This window comes from Nocardia cyriacigeorgica, assembly GCF_010858045.1.
In the GTDB taxonomy this organism is placed as follows: Bacteria; Actinomycetota; Actinomycetes; order Mycobacteriales; family Mycobacteriaceae; genus Nocardia; species Nocardia cyriacigeorgica_E.
Window position 1 is genome coordinate 1 of the sequence record NZ_JAAGVC010000117.1, and the last position, 447, is coordinate 447.

Below are 447 nucleotides of genomic sequence, written 5' to 3' on the forward strand. Positions count from 1 at the left end.
CTCGGGTGAGGTGGGCATGCTCTTCGAGCCCGGCCACCGTCACCTGCCAGGTGTTGCGCGGACTGCCTTGCGGCCGTTGTGGATACAGACTCACCGCGTTGGGCGGGAAGGCCACGTACACCGCGCCGTCGGCGGGCTCGGCGATCGTGAACGATCCTCCGCCGTCGAGGTCGACGCTGGTGCCGGTCGCTGTACCTCGGTAGAGGTTGAGCCCGACGAGGTGGGCGACGTAGTCGGTACGAGGTCGGCGCGCGACCTCACTCGGCGCCCCCTGTTGTACGACCGTACCGTTCTCGATGATGACCAGCCGGTCGGCCAGCACCATGGCATCGAACGGATCATGCGTGACCAGCACGGTGTGGCCGGGGAAGTCGGCCAGGTGGTGGGCGAGTTCGGCGCGCACCTGCACTCTGGTGCTCGCATCGAGCGCGGCCAGCGGTTCGTCGA

1 pseudogene is annotated in these 447 nt (G+C 68.2%); it reads right to left on the minus strand.

The features are described from left to right. Window positions 1-447: pseudogene (locus GV790_RS28970) on the minus strand (ABC transporter ATP-binding protein); the annotation flags it as partial.